24 protein-coding genes and 1 tRNA gene are annotated in these 26,704 nt (G+C 63.9%); 22 read left to right on the top strand and 3 right to left on the bottom strand.

All coding sequences use genetic code 11. The features are described from left to right. Window positions 1-35: 35 nt before the first annotated feature. From JFC13_RS13940 to proC, 5 genes are all read left to right on the top strand, one after another. Window positions 36-1,757 carry a glycerol-3-phosphate dehydrogenase/oxidase gene (locus JFC13_RS13940; protein WP_198397680.1) on the top strand — a complete coding sequence of 574 codons (1,722 nt, stop codon included), beginning with the start codon at window positions 36-38 and terminating at the stop codon, window positions 1,755-1,757. Between the two features lie 37 nt (window positions 1,758-1,794). After that, window positions 1,795-2,517, top strand: a complete 723-nt coding sequence (locus JFC13_RS13935; RefSeq protein WP_198397679.1) for an MIP/aquaporin family protein — start codon at window positions 1,795-1,797, stop codon at window positions 2,515-2,517. Window positions 2,518-2,600: 83 nt separating this feature from the next. Beyond that, on the top strand, window positions 2,601-4,133 hold the full coding sequence (gene glpK, locus JFC13_RS13930) for a glycerol kinase GlpK (protein WP_198397678.1): 1,533 nt from the start codon (window positions 2,601-2,603) through the stop codon (window positions 4,131-4,133). Between the two features lie 254 nt (window positions 4,134-4,387). After that, a complete protein-coding gene (locus JFC13_RS13925; protein WP_198397677.1) occupies window positions 4,388-5,386 on the top strand; it encodes a sugar phosphate isomerase/epimerase family protein in 999 nt (332 codons plus the stop codon). 47 nt (window positions 5,387-5,433) lie between these two features. Next, window positions 5,434-6,270 (top strand): pyrroline-5-carboxylate reductase, encoded by an 837-nt coding sequence (proC, locus tag JFC13_RS13920; protein ID WP_198397676.1) that lies wholly within the window; start codon window positions 5,434-5,436, stop codon window positions 6,268-6,270. A gap of 45 nt (window positions 6,271-6,315) precedes the next feature. On the opposite strand, the gene JFC13_RS13915 is transcribed toward proC, so the two are convergent. After that, complete coding sequence (locus JFC13_RS13915) at window positions 6,316-7,197, bottom strand: helix-turn-helix transcriptional regulator (RefSeq protein ID WP_198397675.1); 882 nt, start codon at window positions 7,195-7,197, stop codon at window positions 6,316-6,318. A 111-nt stretch (window positions 7,198-7,308) separates the two neighbouring features. On the opposite strand from JFC13_RS13915, the gene JFC13_RS13910 reads away from it, so the two are divergent. From JFC13_RS13910 to JFC13_RS13895, 4 genes are all read left to right on the top strand, one after another. Beyond that, complete coding sequence (locus JFC13_RS13910) at window positions 7,309-7,650, top strand: DUF485 domain-containing protein (RefSeq protein WP_198397674.1); 342 nt, start codon at window positions 7,309-7,311, stop codon at window positions 7,648-7,650. Then, window positions 7,647-9,293, top strand: a complete 1,647-nt coding sequence (locus JFC13_RS13905; protein WP_198397673.1) for a solute symporter family protein — start codon at window positions 7,647-7,649, stop codon at window positions 9,291-9,293. The genes JFC13_RS13910 and JFC13_RS13905 overlap by 4 nt, the downstream gene beginning before the upstream one ends. Window positions 9,294-9,557: 264 nt before the next feature. Then, window positions 9,558-9,628 (top strand) — tRNA-Gly (locus JFC13_RS13900). 597 nt (window positions 9,629-10,225) lie between these two features. Next, window positions 10,226-11,131 carry a hypothetical protein gene (locus JFC13_RS13895; RefSeq protein ID WP_198397672.1) on the top strand — a complete coding sequence of 302 codons (906 nt, stop codon included), beginning with the start codon at window positions 10,226-10,228 and terminating at the stop codon, window positions 11,129-11,131. Between the two features lie 241 nt (window positions 11,132-11,372). On the opposite strand, the gene JFC13_RS13890 is transcribed toward JFC13_RS13895, so the two are convergent. After that, window positions 11,373-12,035, bottom strand: coding sequence for a potassium channel family protein (locus tag JFC13_RS13890; RefSeq protein ID WP_193072196.1), 663 nt, complete (start codon window positions 12,033-12,035; stop codon window positions 11,373-11,375). After that, entirely contained in the window at window positions 12,028-13,437 is a 1,410-nt protein-coding gene (locus JFC13_RS13885) for a TrkH family potassium uptake protein (protein WP_332839420.1), read from the bottom strand. The genes JFC13_RS13890 and JFC13_RS13885 overlap by 8 nt, the downstream gene beginning before the upstream one ends. A 59-nt stretch (window positions 13,438-13,496) precedes the next feature. On the opposite strand from JFC13_RS13885, the gene JFC13_RS13880 reads away from it, so the two are divergent. The 13 genes from JFC13_RS13880 to resB all read left to right on the top strand — a co-directional run bounded on the left by JFC13_RS13880 (window position 13,497) and on the right by resB (window position 26,696). Further along, on the top strand, window positions 13,497-14,702 hold the full coding sequence (locus JFC13_RS13880) for an acetoin utilization protein AcuC (protein ID WP_198397847.1): 1,206 nt from the start codon (window positions 13,497-13,499) through the stop codon (window positions 14,700-14,702). A gap of 217 nt (window positions 14,703-14,919) precedes the next feature. Beyond that, window positions 14,920-15,018: a 30S ribosomal protein bS22 gene (locus JFC13_RS13875; RefSeq protein WP_009882927.1), complete on the top strand. Its 99-nt coding sequence runs from the start codon at window positions 14,920-14,922 to the stop codon at window positions 15,016-15,018. Between the two features lie 75 nt (window positions 15,019-15,093). Then, entirely contained in the window at window positions 15,094-15,339 is a 246-nt protein-coding gene (locus tag JFC13_RS13870) for a glutaredoxin family protein (RefSeq protein WP_198397670.1), read from the top strand. Between the two features lie 27 nt (window positions 15,340-15,366). Further along, window positions 15,367-16,062, top strand: a complete 696-nt coding sequence (locus tag JFC13_RS13865; protein ID WP_143922016.1) for a redox-sensing transcriptional repressor Rex — start codon at window positions 15,367-15,369, stop codon at window positions 16,060-16,062. Next, window positions 16,059-18,536 carry a glutamyl-tRNA reductase gene (gene hemA / locus JFC13_RS13860; RefSeq protein WP_198397669.1) on the top strand — a complete coding sequence of 826 codons (2,478 nt, stop codon included), beginning with the start codon at window positions 16,059-16,061 and terminating at the stop codon, window positions 18,534-18,536. The genes JFC13_RS13865 and hemA overlap by 4 nt, the downstream gene beginning before the upstream one ends. Beyond that, a complete protein-coding gene (locus tag JFC13_RS13855) occupies window positions 18,533-20,125 on the top strand; it encodes a bifunctional uroporphyrinogen-III C-methyltransferase/uroporphyrinogen-III synthase (RefSeq protein ID WP_198397668.1) in 1,593 nt (530 codons plus the stop codon). Before hemA ends, JFC13_RS13855 begins: the two co-directional genes overlap by 4 nt. Before the next feature lies 1 nt (window position 20,126). Next, complete coding sequence (hemB, locus tag JFC13_RS13850) at window positions 20,127-21,134, top strand: porphobilinogen synthase (RefSeq protein ID WP_198397667.1); 1,008 nt, start codon at window positions 20,127-20,129, stop codon at window positions 21,132-21,134. After that, window positions 21,131-21,646 carry a MarR family winged helix-turn-helix transcriptional regulator gene (locus tag JFC13_RS13845; RefSeq protein WP_198397666.1) on the top strand — a complete coding sequence of 172 codons (516 nt, stop codon included), beginning with the start codon at window positions 21,131-21,133 and terminating at the stop codon, window positions 21,644-21,646. Before hemB ends, JFC13_RS13845 begins: the two co-directional genes overlap by 4 nt. Window positions 21,647-21,708: 62 nt before the next feature. After that, on the top strand, window positions 21,709-23,046 hold the full coding sequence (gene hemL / locus JFC13_RS13840) for a glutamate-1-semialdehyde 2,1-aminomutase (protein WP_198397665.1): 1,338 nt from the start codon (window positions 21,709-21,711) through the stop codon (window positions 23,044-23,046). Continuing rightward, window positions 23,046-23,687 (top strand): histidine phosphatase family protein, encoded by a 642-nt coding sequence (locus tag JFC13_RS13835; protein WP_198397664.1) that lies wholly within the window; start codon window positions 23,046-23,048, stop codon window positions 23,685-23,687. Before hemL ends, JFC13_RS13835 begins: the two co-directional genes overlap by 1 nt. Continuing rightward, complete coding sequence (locus JFC13_RS13830; RefSeq protein WP_232488631.1) at window positions 23,684-24,298, top strand: TlpA family protein disulfide reductase; 615 nt, start codon at window positions 23,684-23,686, stop codon at window positions 24,296-24,298. Before JFC13_RS13835 ends, JFC13_RS13830 begins: the two co-directional genes overlap by 4 nt. A 5-nt stretch (window positions 24,299-24,303) precedes the next feature. Then, window positions 24,304-25,059, top strand: a complete 756-nt coding sequence (locus tag JFC13_RS13825; RefSeq protein ID WP_198397845.1) for a cytochrome c biogenesis CcdA family protein — start codon at window positions 24,304-24,306, stop codon at window positions 25,057-25,059. Next, window positions 25,059-26,696: a cytochrome c biogenesis protein ResB gene (gene resB / locus JFC13_RS13820; RefSeq protein WP_332839419.1), complete on the top strand. Its 1,638-nt coding sequence runs from the start codon at window positions 25,059-25,061 to the stop codon at window positions 26,694-26,696. The genes JFC13_RS13825 and resB overlap by 1 nt, the downstream gene beginning before the upstream one ends. Window positions 26,697-26,704: the final 8 nt, after the last annotated feature.

The following is a 26,704-nucleotide window of genomic DNA, read 5'->3' as shown; positions in this document are numbered from 1 at the left end:
GAACACACACGCTCGGAGAAGGAAAAGAACTGTCAATGCGAAATGGCGAGCTGTCCCCATCGTTCCGCGATGAAGCCCTGCACACCCTCGAGAACACCACAGCCGACAATCCCCTCGACGTCTTCGTCGTCGGCGGCGGCGTCACCGGAGCCGGCTCGGCATTCGATGCCGCCACCCGCGGACTGAAGGTCGGGGTCGTCGATGCCAAGGACTGGGCCTCGGGCACGTCCTCGCGGTCCTCGAAGCTCATGCACGGCGGACTGCGCTACCTCGAGATGCTCGACTTCAAGCTCGTGGCCGAGGCGCTGAAGGAACGCGACCTCCTCCTCCAGCACACGGCGCCCCACCTGGTTGAGCCCGTCGCCTTCGTCTTCCCCTTCGAACATCGCCTCATCGACCGGGCATTCATCGGATCCGGCGTTCTGCTCTACGACACCATGGCCACCCGCCCCGGTCGCAAACGCGCTCTGCCCCTGCATCGGCATCTGGGCAAGAAGGCCCTGACCTCGCATTTCCCCGGCCTGGCCGATGATGCCGCTGTCGGTGCCCTCGAATACTACGATGCGAAGGTCGACGACGCCCGCTTCGTCATGACGCTCATTCGCTCAGCTGTGGGCTACGGCGCCGCCGCGGCCAACCATGTCTCCGTCATCGACTACCTCCACGACGGAGAACGAGTCTCCGGCGTCCGAGCCCGCGATGAGATGACCGGACGCGAGTTCGACATCCACGCCCGCCGCACTATCCTCGCCGGGGGAGTCTGGACCGAGGAGCAGCAGGACCTGGCCAAGGCCGACGCAGGCCTCCAGGTCCTTGCGTCCAAGGGCGTGCACATCACCGTCGACCAGGACAAGATCAAGGCCGACCCAGACACCGGCATCATCTCGAAGACGGAGAAGTCCGTGCTCTTCGTGATCCCGTGGGAGGGCTACTGGGTCATCGGCACCACGGACACCCCGTGGGATCAGGACGTCGACTCTCCGGTGGCCAACTCCGACGACATCGACTATCTGCTCAAGCACGCGAACGCGATCCTGACCGAGAAGCTCACCCGCAACGACGTCATCGGCGTCTACTCCGGACTCCGACCTCTGCTTCAGCCCGTGGTCAAGGAGGGGCAGGCCTCGACGAAGGTATCGCGCGAGCACACGGTGATGGAGATCGAACCCGCACTCGCCGCGATCGCCGGCGGAAAGTTCACGACCTACCGGGTGATGGCCAAGGACGCCGTCGACTTCGTCCTCGGCGACGATGCGAAGGATCGGCGCTCACTGACCGAATCGGTCCCGCTGCTCGGTGCCCAAGGCGTCGGTGCAGTGAGACGAGGTCAGGCAGGCATCGCCGAGAAGTACGGCTGGGACGAGGACCGGGTGAAGAGACTCATCCGCCGCTACGGCACCCTGCTTGAGGACATCCTCGACCTCGTCGACGAGGACCCCGAACTCGGGCGCCCACTCCCTGGCGCGCAGCGCTACCTGCGCGCAGAGGCCCACTATGCGGCGACCTCGGAAGGTGCCGTCCACCTCGGCGATATCCTCGAGCGCCGAATGCGCCTCAACTATGAGATCAGGGACCGAGGCAAGAGCGCCGCCGAGGCGGTCGCCGCCATCGTGGCGCCTATCCTGAATTGGGACGATGAGCGGGAAGCGAAGGAGATCGCCGACTTCAATGCTCACGTCGACGCACAGATCGCCGCAGAATCCACCCACGACGATGTGTCCGCTGCGGCACTCGTCGAGGAGACACTGAAACCGTAAATCCGCTCAGCAGGACAAACATAGGAGTTTGTGACATATGGGTACTATCTTCCTCTATGAGATCGGCGGAACGGCGATGCTCATGCTGCTCGGCGTCGGTGTCGTCGCCAATGTGGTGCTGGGTAAGACGAAGGGCAACGGGGGAGGCTGGCTCCTCATCTCGTTCGGCTGGGGCCTGGCAGTCTTCGCCGGTGTCTTCGTCGCCTTCAAGACCGGAGCGCACCTCAACCCGGCAGTGACCTTCGGCATCCTCGCCAGCGGCGCCGAAGAATACGCGCCAGGCATCGCGGTGAATTTCGGCAACACCATCGCCTACCTTGCGGCCGAGATGATCGGTGCCATGATCGGTGCGGTCCTGGCCTGGGCCGTGTACAAGAAGCACTACGACGAGGAGAAGGACGCCGGCAACATCCTCGGCACCTTCTCGACCGGCCCGGAGATCCGCAGCTACGGCTGGAACTTCGTCACAGAGGTCATCGCCACATTCGTCCTCGTGTTCGTCATCCTGCTCTTCGGAAAAACCCCGCACGAACTGGGACCGCTGGCCGTCGGACTCCTCGTCCTCGTCATCGGCGCCTCACTCGGTGGCCCCACCGGCTACGCGATCAACCCGGCCCGTGACCTCGGACCCCGCATCGTCCACGCCCTGCTGCCGATCCCGAACAAGGGCAAATCGGACTGGGCGTACTCATGGGTGCCGATCGCCGGCCCCCTCGTCGGCGGCGTCGCTGCCGGTCTCCTGTCTCAGGCCTTCGTCTGAGACACCCGGCAACCGTCTGAGCCCATCGGACCCTCGTCTGAGTCACCAGCAATCCACAGCATCACCTCGCCAAAGGAGTCAGCATGAGTCAGGAAAAGTTCATCCTCGCCATCGACCAGGGCACCACCTCGTCGCGGGCCATCGTCTTCAACCACGACGGACAGATCGTGTCCTCGGGCCAGCTTGAGCACGAGCAGATCTTCCCGCGGGCCGGCTGGGTCGAACACGACCCCCTGGAGATCATCAGGAACACGAACGAGGCGATCGGTCAGGCTCTGACCCGCGCCGACATCAACCGCCACCAGCTCGAGGGCGTGGGCATCACGAATCAGCGTGAGACCACGGTCATCTGGAACAAGAACACCGGCAAGCCCGTCTACAATGCGATCGTCTGGCAGGACACCAGAACTCAGAAGATCTGCGACGAACTCGCCGGCGACGAAGGACCCGACAAGTACAAGGAGCGCGTCGGCCTGCCCCTGGCGACCTACTTCGCCGGACCGAAGGCCAAGTGGATCTTCGACAACGTCGACGGCGTCAAGGAGTCCGCTGAAGCCGGTGAACTGCTCTTCGGCACCATGGACACCTGGGTTCTCTGGAATCTCACCGGCGGCGTCAACGGCGGCGTCCACGTCACCGACGTCACGAACGCCTCGCGCACGATGCTCATGAACGTCAAGAGCCTCGACTGGAACGAGGAGATCGCCGGCGACATGGGCATTCCCGTTTCGATGCTCCCGGAGATCAAGTCCTGTTCGGAGGTCTACGGCTACGGCGCCAAGAACGGCCTCATCATCGACACCCCGATCTGCGGCATCCTCGGTGACCAGCAGGCGGCGACCTTCGGTCAGGCATGCTTCGATAAGGGCCAGGCCAAGAACACCTACGGCACCGGAAACTTCATGCTCATCAACACCGGCAACGAACCTGTGGCCAGCAAGAACGGCCTGCTGACGACGGTGGCCTACAAGATCGGCGACGCCGAGGCGGTCTACGCTCTCGAAGGCTCCATCGCCGTCACGGGTTCCCTGGTGCAGTGGCTGCGCGACAACCTCGGAATCATCTCCGATGCACCAGAGGTCGAAACGCTGGCGAAGCAGGTCGACGACAACGGCGGCTGCTACATCGTGCCTGCCTTCTCCGGGCTCTTCGCCCCGCACTGGGAATCCGATGCACGCGGCGTGATCGTGGGCCTGACCCGCTACGTCAACAAGAGCCACATTGCCCGTGCTGCTCTCGAATCGGTTGCGTTCCAGTCCCGCGAGGTCCTCGACGCGATGGATCTCGATTCCGGTGTCGCGCTCACCGAGCTCAAGGTCGACGGCGGCATGGTCGCCAACGAAACGCTCATGCAGTTCCAGGCCGACCTCCTCGGCGTGCCCGTCATCCGTCCCGAGGTCGTCGAGACCACAGCCCTGGGGGCGGCATACGCAGCCGGCATCGCCGTGAAGTTCTGGAACGGCGAGGAAGATGTGAAGGCCAACTGGCGTGAGGGCAAACGCTGGCAGCCGTCGATGGACGGCGACAAGGTCGACCGCGTCTACCGCCTGTGGAACAAGGCCGTCGAGAAGTCGAAGACCTGGGTCGACGAGGACGTCGAAGAACTCTACGGCTGACCTCCGGTCGAGGTCGACCCTCGCCGAGGTGGGGGTTGAGTCGCGATCGATTGTGAACATGCACTCTGGCACCGCCGGGGACACTGCGTCGAAGACGTGGGTGATCTCCGTGCGGTGCCAGCCGTGTTCGGCATAGAGCGCATTGTCGACGCAGGTGCGGCGAACTCGACAATCAACCACTGATCCGGCTGAGTGACTTCAGGGCATATGCTTTCTGAGGGAATATGGAATCTTCGAGGACTAAACTGGGTGAGATGAGCAGGGCGAAACGGTCGAAGTCAGCACGTAAGGTCTACACCGCAAAGAATTCCGCGCGGTCCAATTCGCGACGGCACCGTGAGTACTTCGACAGTCATCAGGTCTACGACCACGAGACCCAGCACAGTTCGGACCACCAGATCCGGATCGGACTCTCCAGCTCCTCGGTGTCGCCGATGACCGTTGCCGAGACCTTCTCCCAAGCAGCCGAACACGGCTACGACGGTGTCGAGATCATGGTCACCCACAATGCCGAGACCCGCGACGTCGACCTCATCAACGGCCTGGCCGCGGAGACCGGACTCGAAGTCATGTCCCTGCACGCACCGACCCTGCTCTTCCTGCCTCGCGTCCTGCACAAAGACCACTGGGAGAAGCTGCGCATCACTGCGAACCTCGCCAAGGAGGTCGGTGCCAAGACTGTGGTCCTGCATCCGCCGTTCAGGTGGCAGGGGGAGTACGCGCTGGGCTTCGTCGACGGTGTGCGGCAGGTGTCGAAGGAGACCGGAGTCGTCCTCGCCGTGGAGAACATGTACCCCTGGCGCGCAGGCGTGCGCGAGGTCCTCGTCTACTATCCCGACTGGAACCCCCTCGACGAGGACTACGATGCCCTCACCTTCGACTTCTCCCATGCCTCGACGGCCGGGATGAACGCCGTCGAGACCGTGTCGGAGATCTTCGACAAACTCCGTCACGTCCATCTCACCGACGGCTCCGGATCCCTCAAGGACGAACATCTGATCCCCGGCGCCGGCACCATGCCAGTGGCCGAAACCCTGCAGCTCCTGGCCAAACGCAACTGGTCCGGCGACGTCGTCGTCGAAGTCAACACACGCTTCGTGACGAAGAAGTCCACTCGGGACCAGATGCTCGCCGACTCCCTTGCCTTCGCTCGCACCCACCTCGGCCTTGAGACCGAGGACCGCCACCGCAATGCCTCGAGCCATGTGCGCACCAGTGAGCTGCGCACGAGCGAGAGACAGTCGAACTCCTGAACACAGCACGCACACCGACTGAACCACCACAGAAAGGCAGGTCTGATTTGACCTCCATCGCCTCCATCGGCACGGGAAACATGGGCTCGGCACTGATCAAGGGAATCCTGAGCGCCGAGGAGAAGCTCGAGGTTCGAGCGACGACCAATTCGGCCGCCTCGGCGAAACGACTCGCTGCGGAGCTCCCGAGCGCGACCATCGTCTCGTTGGAAGACGATGCCGAGGCCAACCAGAAGGCCGCTGCAGGGGCGGACTTCGTCTTCCTCGGAGTCAAACCGTGGATGATGGCCGACACGCTGCGCGAGCTCGCCCCGAGCCTGGATGCGGACACCGTCCTCGTCTCGATGGCCGCCGGGGTCGCCACGGACGATCTGGCCACGCTGGCGCCGAAGAACCCGATCGTGCGGATCATGCCCAACACCCCCAGCTCCATCGGACACGGAGTCATCGCCCTCGCCCCCTCCGCCGAGGTGGACGAGACCACAGTGGACACACTGCGGACTCTGCTGTCAGGAGCCGGACTCGTCGTGGAACTGGACGAATCCGAGATCCCCGCCATGACCGGAATCTCAGGCTCCGGAGTGGCCTACTTCTTCCTCCTGGCCGAGACGATGATCGCCGCCGGTGTGAAGATGGGACTGAGCGAGGAGACGGCCAAGCAGATGGTCGTGGCCACTGCGGACGGAGCAGGCCGGCTCCTGAGCGAGAAGCCGGACCCGAGCGCACAGCGTCAGGCGGTCAGCAGCAAGGGTGGCACCACACTCGCCGGACTGCAGACCTTCATCGACGCAGGGCTCTTCGATATCGCCGAGGCGGCTGCCCAGGCTGCAGGCGACCGCTCCCTTGAAATGGAGAAGGAGAACTCCGAAGTCATCAACGGCTGATAGCCAAGCCCGACCCGGCAGCCCGGGTCAGCTCGGCAGTCCGAATCAGGGAAGGGCCCCGGCCGAGCGTGCGATGGACACTGCCTCATGTCGGGTGCCGGCCGAAAGTTTGACCATGGCCGTATTCAGATAGGACTTCACGGTCGACTCCCGCAGTCCCAGCCCCTCGGCGATCCGGACATTCGACCAGCCCAATGCCACATGCGAGAGAATGTCGGTTTCCCTGGGGGAGAGGCTGACAGTGCGCGTCGGGTTCGGGAACAGATCCGAATTGTGGCCGGAGAGGATATCTGCCAGGCGGCTCTCCACGACGGTCAGTCTCTGGCGCATCTCGTTCTCATCGACGCCTGAACGGATTGAGCGCAGTTCCGCATAGGTGCGGCGCAGAGCTTCTCTGCTCGAGGACTCGAGATCGGAGTACAGACGCTCGGGCTCTGCCGGTTCCTCGGGTTGTGGGGGCTGACCGAGCCGACCCAGATCCACTGACAGCTGCCTGACCCGTTTGACCAGGTCGCTCGTCTGCGGCGCCGCAGAGTTGTAGTTTGTGCGATGACCGCAGTAGATCATGCCCGTGACGTCACCGCCGCGCAGCGTCGGGACGGCGATGAGCACCTTGATCCCCTCGCCGAGGATCTCTTCGTCGTAGTGGTGAGTGATGAAGGGGTCGAGTCCGTAGTCCTTCGTCAGCTGTGGGGTGCCTTCGGTGAGCGCACGTCCACCGAGCCCGCGTCCGGTGCTGACGATGAGCGATGACAGGCGGTCCTTGCCGCCTCCGGCCACCGCCTCGACGGTGACCTCGCCCTCGTCGACCGTTCCGCCGAAGACCACATCACCGGTCCCGCTGCGGTGCAGAGAGTCGATGGCTTCGACGAAGAGTCGGCGAGTCTCGGCCTTCAGCGCCCGAGATTCTCTGGTTTTGGCATTCATGTGAACAAGCTACCAACTTTCGGTGGTATTCCCCAGCGCCGACTGACCGTTAGTTTAAGGTTGTGTGATTCAGACCACTGATGCTCGACGCACGTTTCGAATGGAGAAGCAATGACCGATCCCGTCAGCACTCGGGTCGATTTCCTCGTTGAAGAGGAGAATCCCGAATTCAAAGCACTTAAGCGCAAAAGGTTCTCGGTGGTGATACCACTGTCGATCGGATTCATGGCGTGGTATTTCCTCTACGTCATCCTGAGCACCTACGCGCACGATTTCATGTCCACGAAGATCATCGGTGAGATCAACCTCGGGCTGATCCTCGGGCTCCTGCAGTTCGTGACGACCTTCGCGATCACGATGTTCTACGTCTCGTTCGCGAACAAGAAGCTCGATCCGCCGGCCTCGGCGATCCGTGAACGCCTCCAGCAGCAGTCGGAAGGAACCACCCCATGAGCACAGTCGCCATAGGAGACCTCTTCGCTTCCGGTCTCGACAAAGTGTCCCAAGGCGTGACCGAGGTCGAGAACAACCCGATCCTCAACATCACGATCTTCGCCGCCTTCGTCGCGGTGACGATGTTCATCGTCCTGCGGGCCAGCAAGAACAATAAGTCGGCTTCCGACTACTACGCGGGCGGCAGGTCCTTCACCGGCCCGCAGAACGGATTCGCGATCTCAGGTGACTACCTGTCTGCGGCTTCGTTCTTGGGCATCTGCGGCGCCATCGCGGTCAACGGCTACGACGGCTTCCTGTACTCGATCGGATTCCTCGTCGCCTGGCTCGTCGCCCTGCTCATCGTGGCAGAGCTGATGCGCAACACCGGCAAGTTCACGATGGCCGACGTGCTGTCCTTCCGCCTCAAGCAGCGCCCTGTACGCATGGCCGCAGCGCTGTCGACGCTGGCAGTCTGCTTCTTCTACCTCCTGGCGCAGATGGCCGGCGCGGGTGGGCTTGTATCACTGCTCATGGGCATCGACGGCAAGCTCGGCCAATCACTGGTTGTTGCCGTCGTCGGCGCGCTCATGATCATCTACGTCCTCGTCGGCGGCATGAAGGGAACTACCTGGGTCCAGATCGTCAAGGCGGTCCTGCTCATCCTCGGCGCCTTCGCAATGACCATCTGGGTCCTCGCCCTCAACGGGTTCAACCTCTCGACCCTTCTCGCCTCTGCGGTCAACAACTCGGGCGTCGGTGAGGCAATCCTCGAACCAGGTCAGCAGTACGGTGAGAACCCGCTCGACTTCATCTCCTTGGCTCTGGCCCTGGTGCTCGGCACCGCTGGTCTGCCGCACGTTCTGATGCGCTTCTACACGGTGCCTTCGGCGAAGGAGGCTCGTCGTTCGGTCGTCTGGGCTATCTGGCTCATCGGTGCGTTCTACCTGTTCACCCTCATCCTCGGATACGGTGCGGCAGCACTTGTGGGTGCCGATGCGATTGAGAACGCACCGGGCGGAGTGAATTCGGCGGCACCGCTGCTGGCTCTCCACCTCGGCGGGCCCCTCCTCATGGGCTTCATCTCGGCCGTGGCCTTCGCGACGATCCTCGCCGTGGTCGCCGGTCTCGCGATCACCGCGGCCGCGTCCTTCGCTCACGATATCTATGCGAGCGTCATCAAGAAGGGCAAGGTCGAAGACCCCGACGCTGAAGTCAAGATCGCACGTCGCACGGTCATCGTCATCGGTGCCGTGGCGATCATCGGCGGCATCGGAGTGCAGGGGCAGAACATCGCATTCCTCGTGGCACTCGCCTTCGCCGTTGCCGCCAGTGCGAACCTGCCGACGATCGTCTACTCGCTGTTCTGGAAGCGCTTCACCACCCGCGGTGCGGTGTGGTCGATCTACGGTGGTCTGGGATCTGCGATCCTGCTGATCGCGTTCTCGCCGGTCGTGTCCGGTTCCGAGACCGCGATGATTCCAGGTGCAGACTTCGTGCTCTTCCCACTGTCGAATCCCGGAATCATCTCGATTCCGCTCGGCTTCCTCCTCGGCTGGATCGCGTCGATCACCGACAAGACAGTCGAGAGCCCCGAGCTGGCAGCGGAGATGGACGTTCGCGCCCACACCGGGTTCGGCGCTGAGGAGGCTGTCGAGCACTGAGTGCGAGACAGGGTCCTCGTACGACATGATGCTCGTACGGCTTGATGCTCCTGAGTCAGGATGCTGAGGGGGTGGCTGCGGCCGCCCCCTCAGGCGTTGTTGCTGCATGCCCCTGCAGGGACTCCATCCCGAAGATATACCGGTATACGCTGGGGGAGTCGATATACACTGGGTGGGTCGATATACACTGAGGGAGTCTCAGCAGGAATACTCTCGCCGCTTCAGGGTATATTCCCTGGTGAGAACATGTTCCGCCGGTCAAACGCGGGCGTAGCTTAATGGTAGAGCCTCGGCTTCCCAAGCCGATGACGCGGGTTCGATTCCCGTCGCCCGCTCTCGTACACGTAAGCGGGGGTCTAGTTGCGCTTCTAGCCCTTTTTGCGCTCCTTCCTGCCGTCTTTGCTCACCTCGCCCGCGCCTTAGCCACCGTAAAGCCGCTGCTCGCTAGCCCAAAGTGCACTGGTGCGTCACATGTGCTCTACCTGCGCACTTGTTCCCAGCGGTTGTGTATCGACCAACAGGGAACTGCGCCGCTTACAGTCTGCTGAGGTGTGAGTGTGAGCGGAAGAGCGCGCATAGTTGAAGTCCATATTCCTCGTCTTCCCTTGTCAGCTGTAGCAGAAGTCACGTCGGTCGCTGCCGCATCAGTCGGCGACTCGGGTTCGTTTCGTTGTGGACGATGCCGTGACTCGTGTGCGTGAACCCTGTGGAGGCGAAACCTGCTTCCACAGGGTTGAGCGAGCCCATTGAATCGCGTCGCACCTGCGCTCGAGCATTGGCCCATGTACAACATTGTGCGAACTCGGGAATTGAACGCCAACGGGATCCACAGCCGCAGAATCGGCAGTGCGATCGGCTGCTGCCTGCTCAAACTTACGTATGGCATGTACTCGATTGTCGCTCGGTGCCAAAGCCCTCGTCACGGCAGAATTATGGACCTCATCACTGATGAGGCGTGGATCAAGACGGTTGGCGAACAGACGGATACCACGGGGCGGAAGAGCTTCGCCCTGCTGGATACTATCGAGAAACTCAGAGTTGCGTCTTATCCGCTGTACCGGTCCGACGATGTGGTGTGCGGAGTCTCGGCGGCCTACATTCATGATCTGCCGTTGTACCGACCGCCACGCGGACTGATCCATGTGGCGAATCCGTCCCGACGATGGAAGAGCAGCGACCTGTCCCGCACGACCAGATTGATACCGGAAGAGGATTCGGTTCACATCGGCAAGATGATGCTCACCTCACCCGTGAGAACGGCCCTTGACCTCATTGAGCACTTGGGGGAGCCAGAGGCGTTCGCTGCGTTGGAGAAGGTTCTGCGGAGAGCTGTGTTCGGCTCTGATCTCTGTGCAGACGAAGCGGCACGTTTCGGATATCCGAAGAACACCGGTCAGCTTGCGCGAAGGTGTATCGATGAGGGCATTGCTCCGGTCGTTGGACGGCTTTCGAAAGGGCGCCGCCGGGCAGAACGGCTGCTTGCCTCCATCAGCCCACTGTCGGAGAGCTACGCCGAAAGTCGATGCGCCTACAACCTCTCACTTCTCAAGATCGCGGGCTTCGAACAGCAGGTCGATGTGTTCGATGGCCACCGACGTATCGCGCGGGTTGATTTCATGCACAGGGCCTCGAAGACGATCATCTTTGTGGACGGCACGACGAAGTACGTCGACAGCGGGTTCTCCCTGATGCGGAAGGAGTCTGCGCAATACAATCGCCTTATCGCAATGGGCTACCGGATCGTCCGCCTCAGTTTCGCCGAGGCAGTCGAATTGGAATCCCTCGCGACCAAACTGTATGGCCAGGCACCGTGGCTACGTGCGGCTGAGTGGGTCTGAATACAAGTACTATGACGCAGCTGCGATGCAACCACTAGGCATAAGTGCCCACGTAGTGCACAAGTGCTCTACCTATGCACTTTCAGCAAGCTGGTGCTGTTCGCCAGCCTATAAGGCGCCGGCCCGCACCTCGCCACCCCGCACGGTTCCTCGCCGGCCCGCACGGTTCCCCGCCGGCCCGCACGGTTCCCCGCCGGCCCGCCCCTTGCCCGCGGTTGAAGTCGGCCTCCGCCCAGTCGTCCTACGGGCGTCCGGCGAAGCGCCCCAGCAGCTCCACGTGGCCGGCGACGATGAGCAGGTCCTGCTTGCCGACGCGGGTCGTGGGCTCGGCGTATGTGAAGTCGCGACCGGGGCTCTTGATGCCCACGATCGTGACCCCGTACTTGTCGCGCACGCCGGACTCGCTGAGGGTGAAGCCCTGGATCTCACGCGGGGGACGCATCTTCACGACTGCGAAGTGGCCTTCGTCGAATTCGATGTACTCCATCATCCGCGAACTCACCAGGTGCGCCACCCGCCGGCCGGCATCGGATTCGGGGTAGAGGACATGGTGGGCGCCGATGCGGTGGAGGATCTTGCCGTGTGAGGGGGAGATGGCCTTCGCCCACACCTGACCCACGCCCAGATCGACGAGGTTGGCCGTCGTCAGCACACTGTCCTCGATCGAGGTGCCGATGCCGACTACCGCCGTGGAGAAATCACCCGCGCCGACTTGCCGCAGCGCATCGATGTTGGTGGCATCTGCCTCGACGACATGGGTGAGCTTGCCGCTCCAGTCCTTGACCAGCTCGGCGCTGTGTTCGATCGCCATGACCTCACGGCCCAGCTTCGCCAGCGTGGCAGCGGTCGATGACCCGAAGCGTCCGAGTCCGATGACCAGGATTGAGGTGTGTTCGTTAGCCAACGACCGGCCTTTCTTCGGGGTAGCGGTACAGGCGCACCGAGTCCTGCATGGACAGGGCTGCCGCCAGTGTAATCGTACCGAGACGGCCGATGAGCATGATCACGGACAAACTGTACAGGCCTGCCTCATTGACCGTGGCAGAGACCCCGGAGCTCAATCCCACGGTGCCGAATGCGGAGATCACCTCGAACAGCACCTTGTCCAGCGGCTCGGCGGAGATCTGCAGCATCGCCAGAGTGCCGATGAAGACGATGATCGCACCCGTGAGGAGAACCGAGATCGAGAGCTTGATCGTCGACGAGGTCAGGCGCCGTCCGAAGACATGCACGTCCTGCAGACCGCGGGCCTCGGCATAGGCGGCCAGCACCAGCACAGCCACTGTCGTGACCTTGATGCCGCCGGCCGTCGACGACGATCCGCCGCCGATGAACATCATCAGGTCCATGAGCAGGTGCGAGGACTGGTTCATATCCGCAATGTCCATGGTCGAGAACCCGCCCGAACGTGGCATCACCGCCATGAACAGGATCTCGACGAACGTGTGCCCTGCGTTCTTGTCACCCAGAGTGTCGGGGTTGGCTGATTCGAAGATGAGGAGGAATAGGAGCCCGATGGCCAGGACTGCGGTCGTCGTCGTCAGCGTCAGCTTCGTGTGCAGGTCCCACTTCCTCGGGTGATTCCACTGCATGGCGATCATGAGCACAACGGGGAACCCCAGCGCGCCGACGAAGACGCCGAGCATGAGCAGCGAGAGGATCCATGGGTCGGATGCGAAATAGGCACCACCGCCGGGGTGGATCGTGAAACCGGCGTTGTTGAACGCCGAGATCGAGTAGAACACCGAATACCAGAGAGCGTCGCCGATGCTCTCGCCGCGGATGAGGAACCGCGGGAACATCAGCACCGCAAGAATCGCCTCGGCGGTGACGATGGTGATGACCACGGTCTTCAGCAGTGTGCCGACCTGGCCCAGATTGAGCGCCGAGGTGGCCTGCTGGGCGATGAGGCGCTGCCTGACTCCCAGCCTCCGGGAGACTGCCATGCCCAGCACCGAGGCGAGGGTGAGGATACCCAGGCCGCCGACTTGGATTCCGGCGGTGATGACCGAGATCCCGAAGTCTGACCAGTAGTTCTCTGTCACCACCGGAGTCAGCCCCGTGACGCAGACGGAGGAGACGGCCACGAATACGGCATTGGCGATCTGCTCGGACTGGGACACCGAACCCGGATCGCGCATGCTCGCAGGCAGCATCAGAAGGATCGCGAAGAATGCCACCACCGCGATGAAAGATCCGATCGCCAGACGAGCCGGCGAGGCAACGGCGAGGTCGTCGACGAAGTCGCGGGCCCACCGGCCGGGGCGCAGGATCCGGTCGAAGCGCTGCGGGGAATTCTTGGACACAGACTCTATGGTAGATCCCGAAGCGTGCGAATCTCCGTAGGTGAGCTGTGCCATATAGCATGGTGCCCATGGCCGATAGCGATGTATATGTCGTCTGGGACGACGCGGTGACCGGGTACAACTTCGGTCCCAGCCATCCCATGCACCCCCTCAGACTTGATCTGACTGCGAAGTTGGCCATGGACTTCGGCCTCTTCGACGCCGACAACGTTCATATCCACGGCATCGGTGAGGTCGAAGAGGACACGCTGGCGAATCTCCACGATGCGGACTTCATCGCCGCGGTGAAGAAGGTCGGCGCCGGTGCCGAACTCAGCGATGAGGATGGGAAGAAGTACGGCATCGGCACCGAGGATGTGCCCGGATTCGACAACATGCATGCCGCCTCGGCGATGCTGTTCCAGGGCTCGGTGGACTCGGCGCGGGCTATCATCTCCGGGGACTACTCCCACGCCGTGAACTTCACCGGCGGAATGCACCATGCGATGCCCGATCACGCGAGCGGGTTCTGCGTGTACAACGACATCGCCGGTGCCATCACCGAATTCCTCAAAGCGGGATACGAGCGCATCGCCTACATCGACCTCGACGCCCACCACGGGGACGGCGTCGAGAAGTTCTTCTGGGACGACCCTCGGGTGCTCACGGTCTCGATGCACGAATCGGGGAAGTTCCTGTTCCCCGGCTCCGGCTTCCCCGCCGACATCGGGGGACTGCGCGCGGCCGCCTCGGCGGCGAACATCGCACTGCCGCCGCGCACACTCGACGCGGAATGGCTGCGGGCCTTCGACGCCACGATCCCCGCGATCATCGGCGGATTCGAACCGCAGATCATCGTCTCCCAGCACGGCTGCGACGGACATCGCAGCGACCCGCTGACACACATGCGACTGAGCGTCGATGCGATGCGGGTGGCCACCGAATGGGTCCGCGACCTGGCCGCCGAATACACCGACGGAAAATGGCTGGCGACCGGGGGAGGGGGCTACTCGATCATCGACGTGGTGCCCCGAGCCTGGACCAATGTGCTCGCGATCTCCGCCGGGCTCGACATCGATCCAGGTGCCCGCATTCCGGGCCGCTGGGCCAACTACGCGCAGACGAAGACCGGGCGCGAAGCGCCCCTGTCGATGACCGACGGCTTCGACGGCACATTCACCCGCTGGTCGAACGGGTTCGACCCCGAAGCCGAACTCGACCGCGCTGTGATGGGCACCCGCAAGAACCTGTTCCCGTTCTTCGGCCTCGACGCCTACTTCGACTGAAGCCGGCCGCCTACTTCGACTGAAGTCGACGCCTGTGTCGACTGAGGCTCGCGTCCCCCGGGATCGCGAGACCGCCAATCCGCGGATCGTGCCATCGGCGCTGTGGATCTGGACACAGTTTTGGGAAAGCAGAGGCCCAAGCGATAGAATTGCACGGTTAGTTCAAAGGGTGGGCACCAGATGTTCACCTCCACCGACGATCACAAGGGGTACCCGCGTGGGCTCAGTCATCAAGAAGCGCCGCAAGCGTATGTCGAAGAAGAAGCACCGTAAGCAGCTTCGCAAGACACGTCACCAGCGTCGCAACAAGAAGTAAGACCGGACACGGTCCTACGCCCCCGCTCGAATCTGAATTCGGCGGGGTTTGTTGTCGCCCGATGAGGAGTGTGCAGTGGTCACATTGACCTTCCTGACACGCGCCGACTGCCACCTGTGCGAGACCGCAAGGGATGCCATCGCCGAGGCTGTGGCCGGCAGAGACGTCCGTGTCAGCGAGATCGACATCGATACCGATGATGATCTTGCCGGACAGTACGGCTGGGATGTCCCAGTGGTCCTGCTCAACGGCCGGCAGCACAGCTTCCATCGGGTCGATTCGGGCCGGCTGTCGAGAGCACTTGAGGCTCTGGGCGCATGAGATCGTTTGAAGGAGTGACGCGTTTTCGTGGGCGAGATTCTGTCCGCCAACAGCATTGAGGGTGTCGTCCGAAAGGACGTGCCCGAACGCGTCATCTCCCGACTCCCGATCTACCTGCAGACGGTTGAGACGATCGCTGCAACGGGTCAGTCAACGATCTCCTCGGAGGCGTTGGCGGCCCGCAGCGGTGTGTCGTCGTCGATTCTGCGCAAGGACCTGTCCCAGCTGGGACGCTCGGGTCGGCGCGGGGTCGGCTACTCCTGTGAGGATCTCGCCTCGACTCTGCGCACATTCCTCGGTCTCGACCGGTCGCGCACCGTCGCCATCATCGGCGCCGGTCGCCTGGGCTCAGCCCTGGCAGACTACGCAGGATTCAAACGCCGCGGACTTTCACTCACCGCAATCTTCGACACCGATGAGGCCAAGATCGGAACCGTGATCGGCACTCTGCCGGTCTCAGACCTCACCGAACTTGCCACCTGGCCCGAGGACATCGACCTCGTCGTCATGGCAGTACCCGCATCCGCGGCACCGGCGGCGGCTCATATCGCCGCCGAGGCAGGCGTGCGCGGGATCCTGAACTTCGCACCCACCGTGCTCGACGCCCCGGATTCGATCCGTGTGCATCAAGTCGATCTGGCCAGTGAGCTGCAAGTACTCGCATACTATTCGGCGCTAGATTCGGCACCGCTCAACCCAGGTTTTGAGGAGCACAGGAATTGACTCTCTTGGTTCTCGGCATTTCCCATCAGTCGGCTCCGATCGACATGTTGGACGCCCTCGCATTCGGCACCGGTGAGGTCGGAGCACTGCGCACCGACGCTTTGGCCGGCGACAATGTGGAGGGACTCGCGGTTCTCTCGACGTGCAACCGCCTGGAGCTCATCGCCGATGTCACCGCCTTCCACGGAGGCCTCGCCGATCTCGGCAATGCCCTCGTCTCCTCCATCGACAAGGAATGGCAGGACATCGCCGGGCACTTCTACGCCCACTACGATGCTCAGGCCCTGGAGCACCTGCTCAAGGTCTCCTGCGGTCTCGATTCGATGGCGATCGGCGAAGCCCAGATCCTGGGACAGCTGCGCTCGACGTTCACCGAGTCGCTGTCGGCCGGAGCACTGACCTCCGACCTTTCGCATGCACTGCAGCAGAGCCTGCGGGTGGGCAAGAGAGCTCATTCGGAGACCGGACTCGACGAAGTCGCCCGCTCACTCTTCAGCGCCGCCCTCGAAGCCGCCCAAGCCCACATCGGATCCCTGCGGGCCGCGAATGCGCTGGTCATCGGTGCCGGCGCTATGTCGGGCCTTGTCGTCTCGGGCCTGCACAAGGAGGGCGTGGCGCAGACCACCGTGCTCAACCGCACCGTGGACAAGGCAGAGCGCCTCGTCGCCGAGGTGGGCGGCCGTGCCCGCGAACTGACCTCCCGGATCCTCGCCGAGGAGATCGCCGACGCCGACCTCATCATCTCCTGCACCGGTGCCCGGGAAGTCGTGGTCACCCGTGAGGACATACAGGCCGGTCTGTCCCAGAACCCCAAGGGCGCAGCGAACAAGGCCTTCGTCGATCTCGCCCTGCCCCACGACATCGACCCCACGGTGCGCGAGTTCGAACACGTCGCGCTCTTCGGTCTCGCCGAGATCCGAACCATGCTCACCAGCTCCGCGAACCAGCGTGACGCTGCGGTCGTAGAAACCGTCGAATCGGTGCGTGCGATCATTCAGGAAGAGCTGGCCAAGCTTGAGACCGGTGCCAAGGAACGATCGGTCGCCCCCACAGTCACGGCGCTGCGCAGCCACGCCAAGGATGTTCTCGCGGCGGAGACGAAGCGTCTGGAGAAGAAGATCGGCGCCGATGTCGATGACAAGGCCTTCGCTGAGATCCGCAAGTCCCTGCACCGTGTGGCGGAGAAGCTGATCCACACGCCGACGGTCAAGGTCAAGGAGCTGGCCGTCACGGACTCCGACGTCGACTACGCGCAGGCGCTGATGCAGCTCTTCGACCTGCCGACGAACAAGGTCGCCCACTCGATCGCGAAGCCAGAGACCAAGATCGCCACGGCCTCGAGTGCGAATCATGTTGAGGCCGACGGTGTTCGTCCCGTAGCCGACCACACCCTCGACATCGTCGAACCCGAGCACTTCTCCGGTCGCACGATCCGCCTGGGCACTCGCCGCTCGAAGCTCGCACGTTCCCAGTCCACGGCGATCGCCCACCAGCTGGCGGCACTGACCGGCTGGCGCGTCGAGATCGTCGAGGTCGTGACCGAGGGCGACGTCAACATGTCGCCCCTGACCGGATTCGGCGGCACCGGCGTCTTCGTCTCCGCCGTCCGGCAGGCACTGCACCAGGGCAAGATCGACATCGCAGTGCATTCGCTCAAGGACCTGCCCACCACCCCCGAAGCTGGCATCCAGATGGCTGCGATCCCGCCCCGGGTCGATCCCGCCGATGTCCTCATCGGCCGGGACGGTCTGAGCTTTGCGGATCTGCCTGCAGGCAGCGTCGTCGGCACCGGTTCCCCGCGCCGTGCCGTGCAGCTGCGCGCCGCGAGACCCGATATCGAGGTCCGCGGGGTGCGCGGAAACGTCGATACACGCATCGCCCACGTCCGTGACGGACGGCTCGACGCAGTCGTGCTGGCCGCGGCCGGAGTCCGCCGCATCGGTCGCTTGGCCGAGGCCACCGACTCCCTCGACTTCGACACGATGCTTCCCGCCCCCGGGCAGGGAGCCCTGGCCGTTGAGACGCGGGGTGCAGACAGTCCCTTCGCCCTCGACAACGAGGTCATGGCTGCCGATGCCGAGGTCCGCGATCAGCTCAAGCTCCTCCACGATGAGACCACCGACCTGGCCGTGACCTGCGAGCGGGCGATCCTGTCCCGTGCGGAGGCCGGATGTTCGGCCCCCATCGGTGCGCTGGCCACAATCCAGGGCTCGGACTTCGTCGTCGACGCAGTCATGGCCGATGACGACGGAAACCTCGCCCGCACTCGCCAGAGCGCCCCGCTGCCCATGACTCCGGACGTGGATCTGGACTCGGGCAGCGCGAACCAGCTGTCGATCACAGGCAAGGAGCTCGCTCGGCTCGCCGACGAACTCGGCACCGCAGCGGCAGAAGATCTGCTGGGACAGCTCGGCATCGATCCCGCCCAGTCCGCGGATCACCTCACCCCTGTCAAAGTCCAGGAGCAGGTATGACTATCGGCCAGGTTCAGCCCCGACGTCTTCTGCCCGTCTCACCCCGCGTCGTCTTCATCGGCAGCGGTCCCGGTGAGTCGGGTCTGATGACGATCCGCGGCGCCGACATCCTCGCAAACGCCGAGATCGTCGTCTACGACACCCACGTGCATTCCGAGATCGTCACCGCCTACGTCCCGCAGGCCACTGAGATCATCGAGGCTGCTGAGCTCGGTGCGACGGCCTCGACACGGGGACGCAAACTCGCCGAGCTGGCTCGCCCAGACAAGACCGTGGTGCGTCTGAGTTCCGATGACGGCATTCTGTTCACGACGACGACTGCCGAGGCCGCCGTGTGCCGCAAGGCCGACGTCGACGTCGAGATCGTGCCCGGAGTGGGACTCTCCGCGGCCACCTCCGCCTACACCGGCACAGCGCTGACGACGAACCGCGTGCGTTCGGTCCGCTTCATCGAGGCAGGCCCGCAGACTCACGTCGACGTCTCCCGGCACCGCAACACCACCCACGTGCTCACGGGCACGACAGCCGATCACGAACAGGCGATCCGCGCTCTGCTCGACGACGGCTGGGATGAGAACACGAAGGTGCTGCTGGGCTGGGGCATCTCCACCACCGATCAGACGAGTGTGGAGACCACCCTGGGGCAGGCCCTGACGATGGCGCAGTCCGGCGGGGATCGTATGGTGGTCATCATGGGACAGGGAGTGGAATCGCGAGGCGCACTCAGCTGGTTCGAGACCAAGCCGCTTTTCGGATGGCAGGTCCTCATCCCGCGGACGAAGGAACAGGGCACCTCCACCGCCGAGGCGCTGGGGGAGCTGGGTGCTGTCGGCACCGTTGTCCCCACGATCGCCGTTCAGCCCCCGCGCACGCCGACTCAGATGGAGAAGGCGATCCGGGGCCTCGTCGACGGATCCTACGAATGGGTGGGCTTCACCTCGGTCAACGCCGTCCGCGCCGTGCGCATGTGGTTCGAGGACTTCGGTCTCGACTCCCGCTCACTCTCCGGTGTCAAGGTTGCGGCCGTCGGCGGTCGCACCGCCGCTTCACTCATCGACTGGGGCATCACCCCCGACCTCGTCCCCGACGGAGAACACTCGGCTCGTGGCCTCGCTGCGGCCTGGCCGGACTACGTCGATGACATCGATCCGATGAACACGGTGTTCCTGCCGCGCGCCGACATTGCCACCGAGGTGCTCGTGGCCGGACTCCTGGAGAAGGGCTGGGACCCGGACGACGTCACGGCCTACCGTACCGTGCGCGCCTCGCCGCCTCCGGCTCCCATCCGGGAGGCCATCAAGGCCGGTGACTTCGACGCCTTCCTCTTCACGTCCTCCTCCACGGTGCGCAACCTCGTCGGGATTGCCGGAAAACCGGCAGCCACCTCGGTGATCTGCTGCATCGGACCTGCCACGGCGAACACTGCGGCCGAACACGGCCTGCGAGTCGACGTCCTCGCCGAGGAAGCCAACCTCACCTCCCTCATCGACGGATTGGTCGAATTCGCGATGTCTGCACGCGAAGACGACCTGGCGGCGGGAACCACCCCGACGCGCCCCAGCCAGAAGCGCCGCAGAAAGAAGGCCTGACATGACATTGGTCCCCGGAACCGTTCGGCCCCGCCGCCTGCGGACGACACCGGCCCTGCGCCGGCTCGTCTCCGAGTCGCGCCTGCACCCGGCCGATCTCATCCTGCCCATGTTCGTCAAGGAGACGCTGAGCGAACCGGCACCGCTGACCAGCATGCCCGGCGTCGTCCAGCACACCCTGGATTCCCTGCTCGAGGCAGCCAACGAGGCTGTGGACGCCGGTGTCGGCGGACTGATGCTGTTCGGAATTCCGGAACACAAGGACAATGAAGGCTCCCAGGCTGATGATCCCGAGGGCATCCTCAACCGAGCGTTGACGCTGCTGCGGGACAACCTCGGCGATGCGACCGTCATCATGGCCGATCTGTGCCTCGACGAATTCACCTCTCACGGACACTGCGGAGTCCTCGATTCCGCGGGCGGCGTCGACAACGACGCAACCCTGACGCGCTACGCCTCGATGGCCGTGGCGCAGGCTCGCGCCGGAGCCCACGTGGTGGGACTGTCCGGGATGATGGACGGTCAGGTCGCGGCCTGCCGGGAGGCATTGGACCTGGAAGGCTTCACCGACGTGGTCGTGATGGCCTATTCCGCAAAATACGCTTCGGCGTTCTTCGGTCCGTTCCGCGAAGCCGTGGATTCGGAGCTTCAAGGCGACCGCAAGACCTACCAGCAGGACCCCGCGAACGGCCGCGAGGCCATGCGCGAACTCGACCTCGACCTGGCCGAAGGTGCCGACATCGTCATGGTCAAGCCCGGCATGCCCTACCTTGACGTCCTCGCCGAGGTGGCCTGTGAGTCGCCGGTGCCCGTGTGGGCCTATCAGGTGTCGGGGGAGTACGCGATGATCGAATTCGCGGCCTCCGCCGGAGCCATCGAACGCGAACGCGCCATCGAGGAATCCCTCATCGCCTTCAAGCGTGCCGGAGCCGACGCGATCCTCACCTACTGGGCCACAGAGGTCGCGCAGCGACTGACCTCGCCGACGCAGGACGGGGCACTGCGATGAGCGAACCACGATGGCTCAGCGGCCCCGATCAGAAGGCCTGGAGAAGCTATCTCACCGGGTCACAGCTGCTGACCACGCAGCTGGACAAGGAACTGCGGGAGCATCACAACATCGGCATGCCCGAATACGAGATCCTGGTCCGGCTGAGCGAACATGAGAACCGGACGATGCGCATGGCTCTGCTCGCGATGGACACGACGATGTCGCGTTCGCGTCTGACGCACAGCGTGGCCCGGATGGAGAAGAAGGGCCTTCTCGAGCGCTTCTCGATTCCCGAAGACGGACGCGGAGTCAACTGCCAGATGACCGATGCCGGCTGGGAGCTGCTCGTGGCCGTGGCTCCCGCACATGTGGAAAGCGTCCGCGATCACCTCGTCGACCTGCTCGAGCCAGAGGAGATGGCGACTCTGGGGCGCGTGTTCGGCAAGGTCACCGCCCACATGCGTGAGATCGGCGAGGGGCCCGTCGATTCACCACCGGCCGATGTCGAACCTTCGACGTCTGCGAACTGAGCTCACCGACTCCACTACCATCTGAACCGACCACCGATCCGGCGACTTCTTCAGGAGAACCCATGAAACACGAGACTGCGAAGTCGGCCGCGCTGTTCGAGCGCGCCGAACATGTCATCCCCGGTGGAGTGAACTCACCGGTGCGGGCCTTCAAAGCCGTCGGAGGCACCCCGCGCTTCATCACCTCGGCGACCGGAGCATGGCTGCGCGACGCCGACGGCAATGACTATATCGACCTCATCGGATCGTGGGGTCCCATGATCATGGGCCACTCCCGTCCCGAGGTGGTCGCCGCCGTGCAGGAAGCCGCAGTCAAGGGCTTCTCCTTCGGCACCCCGTCGACCGGTGAGGTCGAACTCGCCGAGGAGATCGTCGCCCGCGTCGAGCCCGTGGACCAGGTCCGGCTCGTGTCCTCGGGCACAGAGGCGACCATGAGCGCCATCCGATTGGCCCGCGGCTACACGGGGCGGGCGAAGATTGTGAAGTTCGCCGGGTGCTACCACGGACACGTCGACGCGCTTCTGGCCCAAGCCGGATCCGGGCTGGCCACCTTCTCCCTGCCCGACACCCCGGGCGTGACCGGTGCTCAGGCCTCGGACACCATCGTCGTCGACTACAATGATGCGGCAGGATTGGAGGCCGTCTTCGCCGAACACGGTGATGAGATCGCCTGCGTCATCACAGAGGCCAGCCCGGGCAACATGGGCGTCGTGCCTCCTCGCGACGGCTTCACCAACACCATCCGCCGCCTGACCAAGGCCCACGGGGCTCTGATGATCAGCGACGAGGTGATGACAGGCTTCCGCGTCTCGGCCGCAGGATGGTACGGCTATGAGGCCGAATCACTCGGCTACCCGGAGGGGCCTGCCGACCTGTTCACCTTCGGCAAGGTCATGGGCGGCGGTTTCCCGGCCGCGGCCTTCGGCGGACGTGCCGACGTGATGGAGCATCTGGCACCGACAGGACCGGTCTACCAGGCGGGAACCCTGTCCGGAAACCCTGTGGCCACTGCCGCCGGCCAGGCCACGCTGAAGCTGACGACCGAACTCGATGTGTACTCACACATCTCCCGCGCTGCGGACATTCTGCGGCCCGCAGTCGCCTCTGCGCTGGAGGCTGAAGGTGTGGCCCACACCATTCAGTCGGCGAATTCGATGTTCTCCGTCTTCTTCACCGACCATGAGGTCATCAACTACGACGACGCCCGGAGACAGAACGTCGAGCGCTACTCCGCGTTCTTCAACGCCATGCTGGAGGCCGGCATCCACATGCCGCCGAGCGCTTTCGAAGCCTGGTTCCTCTCCTACGCCCACACCGATGAGATCCTCGATCGGATCATCACGGCACTGCCGGCCGCAGCCAAGGCGGCAGCGAGTGTACCGAACACGCAGGGGAACTGATGACGACGATCCACCTGGTCAGGCACGGGGAGGTCGACAATCCGGAGGGCATCCTCTACGGACGGCTGCCGAACTTCGGTCTGACCGAACGCGGCCATGAGATGGCCCGACGGGTCGGCGAGCACTTCGCCGCAGCCTCGGCGCCCCCGGTCGAGCTCGTGTGCTCCCCGCTGCTGCGGGCGCAGCAGACGATCACCCCGCTGCGGCAGCGACTCGAGCTGCCGGTCTTCACCGATGACCGCGTGATCGAAGCCGCGAACTCCTTCGAGGGTCAGAAGGTCAACGGTCGCAGGTTGGCCGAACCGCGCAATCTGCTGCGGCTGTACAACCCGCTGACACCGTCCTGGGGTGAGCCCTACAGGCAGATCGTTCTGCGGATGCAGGCGGCCATGGCCAGCCTGCGCACAAAGCTCGCCAAGCACGACCCCGAGGCCGAGGGAATCATCGTCTCCCATCAGCTTCCGATCTGGATGACACGCCGGGCGGGGGAGCAGCGTTCACTCGTCCACGACCCCCGACGCAGGGAGTGTGACCTGGCATCTATCACCAGTTTCACATTCGAATCGTCCACACTTGTATCCGTGAGTTACGAGAGCATCTGTGCAGATCTGCAGCCTGGGCAAGCGGTGGCGGGAGCATGAATGCCCGCCCCAATCCGTTCAACCGCCCGAATCCGATGAACCGTCGCACCCTCCTGGCCGGACTGGTCGCCGGCACCGCTGTGGTTCTCAGCGCGTGCAGTGAGAATGACGAACTGGCCGATCAGGCCGGATCCGATCAGGGATATGTGTCCGGCTCCGGTGTCGTGTCCCAGGTGGCCAAGGACAAACGCGGGGAGCCTTTGGAGCTGAACTTCGAGACACTCGACGGGAAGTCGATGTCACTGGCCGACCTCCGGCCCACCCCGGTCGTCATCAACCTCTGGTACGCGGCCTGCCCACCGTGCCGGAAGGAAGCCCCGGCGCTGAAGTCCCTGGCCGAGGAATTCGGTGACGAGGTCCAGTTCCTCGGCGTCAATGTCCGCGACCAGGATGCCGCAGCCAACGCGTTCATCTCGAACTACCAGATTCCCTATGCGAACATGCTCGACACCAACGGCGACATGGTGGCTCTGCTCTCGGGTGTCCTCCCGCCGCAGGCCACACCCTCCACAGTCGTCCTCGACGCGAAGGGTCGCGCCGCAGCTCGAGTCGTCGGCGAGGTCGATGAGTCGACGCTCAAAGGACTCATCGAGGACGTGCAGGCGGAGTGAGTGGAATCGGGGCGGACTTCGCCCAGACGGTTCTCGACGGGCCGCTGCTTCTGGCCACCGGCGCGGCCGCACTGGCCGGACTCGTCTCCTTCGCCTCACCCTGCGTGCTGCCGCTGGTCCCGGGCTATGTCGGCTATGTCACCGGGCTGAGCGGGTCCTCCCTCAAGGACAAGGAGACCTGGCGGGTCGTTGTCGGGATCGCACTGTTCGTTCTCGGGTTCACCGTCGTCTTCGTCCTGCTGGGGACGGGATTCTCGGCCCTGGGCGCACTGTTCTCACAGTGGCAGGGACTGCTCATCCGGATCCTCGGCGTCGTTGTCATCATCGCCGGCTTCGTGTTCATGGGCGGCTTCGGCCTGCTCCAGACCGAGCACCGGATCCGGGCTCGTCCTCAGGCAGGGCTCTGGGGCGCGCCCGTGCTCGGCGCGACCTTCGCCCTCGGCTGGGCCCCATGCGTGGGCCCGACACTGTCGGCAGTACTGTCGATGTCGGTCAGCTTCGGCGGCGATGGAACGATCTGGCGCGGCGCACTGTTGGCGTTCGTCTACTGCCTGGGACTGGGCATTCCCTTCATTCTCCTGGCGGTGGCGATCCACAAGGGTGCAGGCCGCCTGACCTGGGTGCGCAGGCACCAGACGGCGATCGTCCGTGCCGGGGGCATCATGCTCATCGTGTTGGGCGTTCTCATGGCCTCGGGACTGTGGAACGCGTGGATGACCTCTCTGCAGGGTCTGATCTATGATTTCGAAGTGGTGATCTAGTGGCGAAGAAGACCGCTGACAAGAAAGCTGACAACAGCAAGCAGGTTGGCAGCCACAAGTCCGGTGTGACCCAGCCCCAGCTGGGGTTCATCGGCATGTGCCGGTGGGCGTGGCGTCAGCTGACGACGATGCGGGTGGCACTGATCCTCCTCCTCGTCTTGGCCCTGGCCGCGATCCCGGGCTCCCTGCTGCCGCAGCGTATTCAGGATCCGGGCCGGGTCACCACGTTCCTCGAAGCCAACGGTGCGTGGGGGCAGTTCCTCGACACGATCCAGATGTTCGACGTGTACTCCTCGATCTGGTTCTCCGCGATCTACCTCCTCCTCATGATCTCGCTGATCGGCTGCGTGATCCCACGCTCGGCCCAGCATTGGAAGGCCATGCGTTCGGCCCCACCCAAGGCGCCGAGGCGGTTGGGTCGGATGCCCGGATACGAATCCTTCACCTCGGCGACCGGATCAGCCGAATCCCGCGAAGTCGCAGACCAGGGATTCCTCGACACTGCCCAAGCCCGGCTGAAGAAGCTCGGCTACCGCACCGTGCGCCACGACGATCACGTGGCCGCCGAACGAGGCTACCTGCGCGAGACCGGCAACCTGGTCTTCCATATCGCCCTCCTCGTCGCGACGCTGACGATGGCGATCGGATCCCTGTTCGGCTATCAGGGCCAGCGGATCCTCGTCGAGGGGGAGACATTCACGAACTCCCTGGTCGCCTACGACTCGTTCGAACCGGGCTCCTATTACGACGCCAACAACCTGCCGGATTTCCGGCTCAAACTCGACAGCTTCGAATCCACCTTCGACGACCAGGCTCCGGGGAGTCAGTTCGGCCAGCCCCGGACCTTCGATGCGAAGGTCACGGCCACCGCTGATGGGAAGAGCGAGAAGCACACGCTGCGCGTCAACGAACCCGTGCGCGTGGGCGGGACGGGCGTCTACCTGACCGGAAACGGCTACGCTCCGGAGGTCACGGTCAAGGACGCCAAGGGCCAGGTCGTGCAGTCCGGGCCGCAGGTGTTCATCCCCGACGGCGGAGACCCCGGCTACACCTCCGAAGGCGTCATCAAGGTACCCGATTCTGCTGGGACTCAGATGGGCTTCGTCGGCGTATTCCTGCCGACCGCCACTCAGAACGAGAACGGCGAACTCGTCTCGAGCTTCGCCGAACTGCGCAATCCCTACCTCGTGATGAGCGGGTACACCGGTGACCTCGGCCTTGACAACGGAACGCCGCAGTCGGTGTACACGATCGATGCCGAAAACATGACGGAGATGACCGATGCCACGGGCAACCCTCTGCTCATCCAACTCGCCGAGGGAGAGACTCAGAAGCTGCCCGATGGCGGGTCGGTGACGTTCGATGGGGTCAAACGCTATATCGCCGTCGACATCTCGCAGGACCCGACACAGGGTCTGATGCTCGTCAGCGCGATCGCCGTGCTGCTGGGTCTGGGGCTGTCCCTGTTCATCCCACGTCGACGCATGTGGGTGCGCATCAAGGATGGCCAGGCCGAAGTTGCGGCACTGGCCCGTGGTGAGGATCAGATGGTCGAACGGGCTGCGAAGGACCTCGCGAAGGATCTCGCCGATGAACCGGACGATGATCCTGACGATGATTCCGAGGAAAGGATCTGACGATCCTG

The organism is Brevibacterium antiquum, assembly GCF_016107655.1.
Lineage (GTDB): Bacteria > Actinomycetota > Actinomycetes > Actinomycetales > Brevibacteriaceae > Brevibacterium > Brevibacterium antiquum.
The sequence above is the reverse complement of the archived record's forward strand: the minus strand, read 5'-3'. Positions and strand labels throughout refer to the sequence as shown.

What these genes read in the sequence shown, in the direction of transcription:
- JFC13_RS13915 (WP_198397675.1), bottom strand. Translation starts at nt 7,197, where the DNA reads ATGAATGCCAAAACCAGAGAATCTCGGGCGCTGAAGGCCGAGACTCGC.
- JFC13_RS13880 (WP_198397847.1), top strand. Translation starts at nt 13,497, where the DNA reads ATGGTGCCCATGGCCGATAGCGATGTATATGTCGTCTGGGACGACGCG.
- JFC13_RS13905 (WP_198397673.1), top strand. Translation starts at nt 7,647, where the DNA reads ATGAGCACAGTCGCCATAGGAGACCTCTTCGCTTCCGGTCTCGACAAA.
- hemB (WP_198397667.1), top strand. Translation starts at nt 20,127, where the DNA reads ATGACATTGGTCCCCGGAACCGTTCGGCCCCGCCGCCTGCGGACGACA.
- JFC13_RS13835 (WP_198397664.1), top strand. Translation starts at nt 23,046, where the DNA reads ATGACGACGATCCACCTGGTCAGGCACGGGGAGGTCGACAATCCGGAG.
- glpK (WP_198397678.1), top strand. Translation starts at nt 2,601, where the DNA reads ATGAGTCAGGAAAAGTTCATCCTCGCCATCGACCAGGGCACCACCTCG.
- JFC13_RS13940 (WP_198397680.1), top strand. Translation starts at nt 36, where the DNA reads ATGCGAAATGGCGAGCTGTCCCCATCGTTCCGCGATGAAGCCCTGCAC.
- JFC13_RS13935 (WP_198397679.1), top strand. Translation starts at nt 1,795, where the DNA reads ATGGGTACTATCTTCCTCTATGAGATCGGCGGAACGGCGATGCTCATG.
- hemL (WP_198397665.1), top strand. Translation starts at nt 21,709, where the DNA reads ATGAAACACGAGACTGCGAAGTCGGCCGCGCTGTTCGAGCGCGCCGAA.
- JFC13_RS13830 (WP_232488631.1), top strand. Translation starts at nt 23,684, where the DNA reads ATGAATGCCCGCCCCAATCCGTTCAACCGCCCGAATCCGATGAACCGT.
- JFC13_RS13845 (WP_198397666.1), top strand. Translation starts at nt 21,131, where the DNA reads ATGAGCGAACCACGATGGCTCAGCGGCCCCGATCAGAAGGCCTGGAGA.
- JFC13_RS13855 (WP_198397668.1), top strand. Translation starts at nt 18,533, where the DNA reads ATGACTATCGGCCAGGTTCAGCCCCGACGTCTTCTGCCCGTCTCACCC.
- JFC13_RS13925 (WP_198397677.1), top strand. Translation starts at nt 4,388, where the DNA reads ATGAGCAGGGCGAAACGGTCGAAGTCAGCACGTAAGGTCTACACCGCA.
- JFC13_RS13895 (WP_198397672.1), top strand. Translation starts at nt 10,226, where the DNA reads ATGGACCTCATCACTGATGAGGCGTGGATCAAGACGGTTGGCGAACAG.
- JFC13_RS13910 (WP_198397674.1), top strand. Translation starts at nt 7,309, where the DNA reads ATGACCGATCCCGTCAGCACTCGGGTCGATTTCCTCGTTGAAGAGGAG.